General features: G+C 56.1%; 6 protein-coding genes. 2 read left to right on the forward strand and 4 right to left on the reverse strand.

From position 1 onward, the window contains the following. The 3 genes from ACREAY_RS10580 to endA form a co-directional block, all read right to left on the reverse strand. The coding region (locus ACREAY_RS10580; RefSeq protein WP_431755736.1) for a hypothetical protein at positions 1-243 on the reverse strand (243 nt) is incomplete at its 3' end. A gap of 32 nt (positions 244-275) precedes the next feature. Then, positions 276-440: a hypothetical protein gene (locus ACREAY_RS10585; RefSeq protein ID WP_431755737.1), complete on the reverse strand. Its 165-nt coding sequence runs from the start codon at positions 438-440 to the stop codon at positions 276-278. Continuing rightward, positions 424-1,026, reverse strand: a complete 603-nt coding sequence (gene endA / locus ACREAY_RS10590; RefSeq protein WP_431755738.1) for a tRNA-intron lyase — start codon at positions 1,024-1,026, stop codon at positions 424-426. The genes ACREAY_RS10585 and endA overlap by 17 nt, the downstream gene beginning before the upstream one ends. Positions 1,027-1,081: 55 nt before the next feature. Here endA and ACREAY_RS10595 point away from each other — a divergent pair, with 55 nt between their 5' ends. After that, the gene (locus tag ACREAY_RS10595; protein WP_431755739.1) at positions 1,082-1,600 is read left to right on the forward strand and encodes a 50S ribosomal protein L16; all 519 of its coding nucleotides are present in this window, start codon (positions 1,082-1,084) and stop codon (positions 1,598-1,600) included. A 12-nt stretch (positions 1,601-1,612) separates the two neighbouring features. Here the strand turns inward: ACREAY_RS10595 and ACREAY_RS10600 are convergent, their stop codons facing one another. Further along, the gene (locus tag ACREAY_RS10600; RefSeq protein WP_431755740.1) at positions 1,613-2,224 is read right to left on the reverse strand and encodes a DUF929 family protein; all 612 of its coding nucleotides are present in this window, start codon (positions 2,222-2,224) and stop codon (positions 1,613-1,615) included. 147 nt (positions 2,225-2,371) lie between these two features. On the opposite strand from ACREAY_RS10600, the gene ACREAY_RS10605 reads away from it, so the two are divergent. After that, a complete protein-coding gene (locus ACREAY_RS10605; protein WP_431755741.1) occupies positions 2,372-3,568 on the forward strand; it encodes a phosphoglycerate kinase in 1,197 nt (398 codons plus the stop codon). The last annotated feature ends 46 nt before the right edge of the window (positions 3,569-3,614 follow it).

A 3,614-nucleotide genomic window follows, 5' to 3' on the forward strand; every position in this document is an offset into this window, starting at 1 on the left:
CTTTACCTTGTCGTGCTCCGTCACGCTGTAGCGAAACTCGCCCAGCTTTTCCTTGAACTGCCGGAGGGTGATGACGTTTGAGAGGGACTGGACGTACATCTGCTGCTCGGCGGTGCCGTTGAGCAGGGGTTGTATGCCCTTCTGGAATCCGCCCTCTATGACTTCGCCGTTGTTGTTGACCACGCCGGCAAAGCGGATGTTCTTGTCAAGTTTGATAACCCTCTCGCAGAGGTTGCCTTGCATGCCCGTAAAAAGCAGGGAGGGCTATAAATCGTTTAGTCTGACATCCGGGTCTGTACTTCGTGCCCTTCTCGTATGTGCGACGAGTAGTGTATGTGGACAAGCTCGTTGACGTCGGCGTCGGTGAAATACTTTATCGCGTAGCGGGCCAGCACGCGCTTGCAGTCGGCGCAATAGACTTCCTTAAAGCGCGCCGTCATCCTTTTTCACTATCGAGGTGTCGTACCTGTTCTGCGCAAAGCGCATCTTGGACGCCTTATAGTATATCACTTCGCCGCGCCTCTCTATCACTGCCGCGACGGCCTCCTTGCCCATCTTTTCTATCTGCTCGACCGCGCCTGCAAAGCTTTTTGCCGTGATGCTGGCTCCCTCGCTTATCCCAAACACGACGTACCTGGCCGGCTTGACCTCATACTCGCCCCGCTCGTAGACGCGAAAGTCGTCGCCAAATCCAAAGCCCTCCTTTGCCACATAGCCACGGCTGCGCAGGTCGCGGTAGACGAGGAACTTTGTCATGATGTTTCTGTCGTACTTTAGCAACAATTCAAACATAGAGTCAAACGTCATCTTTTTGCCGGCGACCTCAAGGCGCCCCGTGTGCAACAGGTAAAGCGCCTCGTACGGCTTTAGCACGTACTCCTGCCCTTCCTTTTCGCCAAAGCCCTTGGTGCGCAGCTCGTCCTGCGACCGGATTTCGTCAACGAGGACCTTGGCGCCACCTGCAAGACGCACCCCGACCACCGGGATAGCCTCGGGCTCTTTGCCTGATGGCGGGGCAGAGGACATAACGATTAAATCAGAGCAAACTTCCACATTTAAGCATTCAAACTTAGTGATAGATATGAAGGGAGTTAATTATCGTGAGACGCGTGGAATGCCTTATGTAAGGCGCGAATACATTGCAGGCAAGCCCCAGATAAAGATCGCCAGGTTCGCATCCGGTCAGGCAAGCCCCAATTATGATTATAAGCTCGAGCTCATCGTGACTGAAAAGATGCAGATCCGTCACAACGCCCTTGAGGCAGCCAGGCTGGCTGCAAACAAGCGCATGGCCACTGTCGGCGACATGACGTTCTTTTCCATGTTAAAGGTCTACCCGCACGTGATCCTCAGGGAGAACAAGATGATCGCAACGGCAGGCGCGGACCGTCTGCAGGAAGGCATGCGCCGCGCATTCGGCAAGGCAACGGGCCTTGCAGCGAGGGTGAGGCCGGGACAGGTCATATTCGAGGCATATGTCACCGCAGGAAACCTGGCCCTTGCAAAGGACGGCTTCAAGGTCGCTTCAAGCAAGCTTGGCTGCCCGACGCAGACGAGGGTCACCCAGATCAAAGAGCAGGCGGCAAAGGTAGAGGAATAAACCTCCTCTTTCTCACAGTTTTGCAGTCAACGTCTTGACGCTGTCGGCGCTGCACGCGCTGCCCCTGCTTCCGGTGCTCTTGCACAAGAGCGCGGTGATGTTGTCTATCTCTGCCCGCATCGCCTTTCCAACCGCGGAATTTGGGTTGTCAAGCTCTGCCCGGACTGCGTCGTGCGACATTTCTTGTACCATCTCAGGCGTAAAGCCGGCACCCACCTGCATGTACTGGCCGTCCACCAGCAAGAATGGGATCATCTGGTCGGGGTTGTACATGTCGAGGATTTCATAGTCCTTGTCGTCGAGCTCCTGCAGGGGCTCAAAGTTGCGGTCCGCAGTCTCTTTTCCCATAAACTCTACCGCGTCGCCTTCAAATTTTGCCCGCGCAAGATTGAACGTGGGGACGTTGAGGTATTTTTCGTCGTGCCCCGCGCTCTTGTCCTCGACAAGGCCGTCCCACTTGCCAAATCGCTCCAGCGCCTTTACGATGGCCCAGCGCTCGGCCGCGCAGAATGGGCAAAAGCCAGCGCCCATGAAATAGACAAGCGACTTGCCGCCAGGCCTCTTTAGCGGCTGGTCGGTAACGTGCATGAACTTGCCAAGGACCCTTTTTGGGACGAAACTCATGTGCAAATATCGCTGCGCATTTTTATTAAATGTTGGCTTGACTTGCGTGTGCCAGTATTGCAGATTTGTTTGGCTAAAACAAACATCCGCAATAGAGTATGCGCGCACAAAGATAATTAACCGCCAAGATTTTACCGGGCTTGTCCTTTGGCTCTGAAGACACTTTCGGATTTCGAAGACGGCAAGTTTGACGGCAAGCGGGTGCTTGTCAGGGTCGATTTCAACGTGAGCGTGAGCAACGGCCACGTAGGCGAGGACTATCGCATCCGCATGAGCATTCCCACCGTCGAGTATCTCGCAAAGAGGGGCGCTAAGGTGATACTGGCGTCGCACCTCGGCAGGCCAGACGGCCCTGACAGCGATTATACCCTTGCGCCGGTCGCCAAGCACCTGGCAGGCATCGTCGACAGGCTGATGGCAGTGAGGTTCGCAGGCGACTGCGTCGGGCCGGCAGTCGAAACAGAAGTAAGCAAGATGAACAGGGGCGACATACTGCTACTTGAAAACCTGCGCTTCCACAAGGAGGAGGAGGCAAACGATTCTGAATTTTGCAAGCAACTGGCAAGCGTCGCGGACATTTACGTCAACGACGCGTTCAGCACGTCGCACAGGAGGCACGCGTCGACTTATGGCGCCGCACGGCTGTTTGACACCAGGCTTGCAGGCTTTAACCTGAGGAAGGAAGTCGAATATTTGTCCATGATGCGCGAGAGCCCGCCCAAGCCGTTCAAGGTCGTCGTGGGCGGAGTCAAGATCAAAGACAAGATTGGCGCGCTTGAACATTTGTTACCAAAGGCAGACAAGGTGATTATCGGAGGCGCCGCCGCATACACTTTTTTGAAAGCCAAGGGGGTAAAGACTGGCAAGTCCCTCATTGACCACGAGCACCTGCCGTGGGTCACAAAGGCCCTTGACGCATACGGCGACAAGATAATGCTGCCTACCGATCACGTCGCGGCAGTGTCGCCGGCCGACACTTCGATATCTATGGTCAAGGGCGACATCCAAGACGGCATGGCCGGCTTTGACATCGGCAGCGAGACTATCGAGCGCTACTCTGCCGAGGTGGCGGGCACGAGCGGCATGATATTCTGGAACGGCCCGATGGGCATGTTCGAAGTCAGGGCGTTTGCAAACGGCACCGTCAACATTGCAAAAAGCATGGCCCTTGCGTACTGGCGCGGGGCCAGGACGCTGGTAGGCGGCGGCGACACGCTTGAGGCGATGAAAAAGTCAGGCGTCAACGAAAGCGAGGTGAGCCACGTCTCGACGGGCGGCGGCGCGTCGCTGCGCTACCTTGCAGGCGACGATATGCCGGGCGTCTCGGTGCTAAACGGTAATTAAGATACACGCCCCATACCATGCGTTGGCCGGCAGGGTAGTGATGCAC

Source organism: Nitrososphaera sp. (genome assembly GCF_050748925.1).
GTDB lineage: Archaea > Thermoproteota > Nitrososphaeria > Nitrososphaerales > Nitrososphaeraceae > Nitrososphaera.

Excerpts from the sequence above, each read along its gene's own strand:
- ACREAY_RS10585 (WP_431755737.1), bottom strand. The coding sequence starts at position 440 with ATGACGGCGCGCTTTAAGGAAGTCTATTGCGCCGACTGCAAGCGCGTG.
- endA (WP_431755738.1), bottom strand. The coding sequence starts at position 1,026 with ATGTCCTCTGCCCCGCCATCAGGCAAAGAGCCCGAGGCTATCCCGGTG.
- ACREAY_RS10595 (WP_431755739.1), top strand. The coding sequence starts at position 1,082 with ATGAAGGGAGTTAATTATCGTGAGACGCGTGGAATGCCTTATGTAAGG.
- ACREAY_RS10600 (WP_431755740.1), bottom strand. The coding sequence starts at position 2,224 with ATGAGTTTCGTCCCAAAAAGGGTCCTTGGCAAGTTCATGCACGTTACC.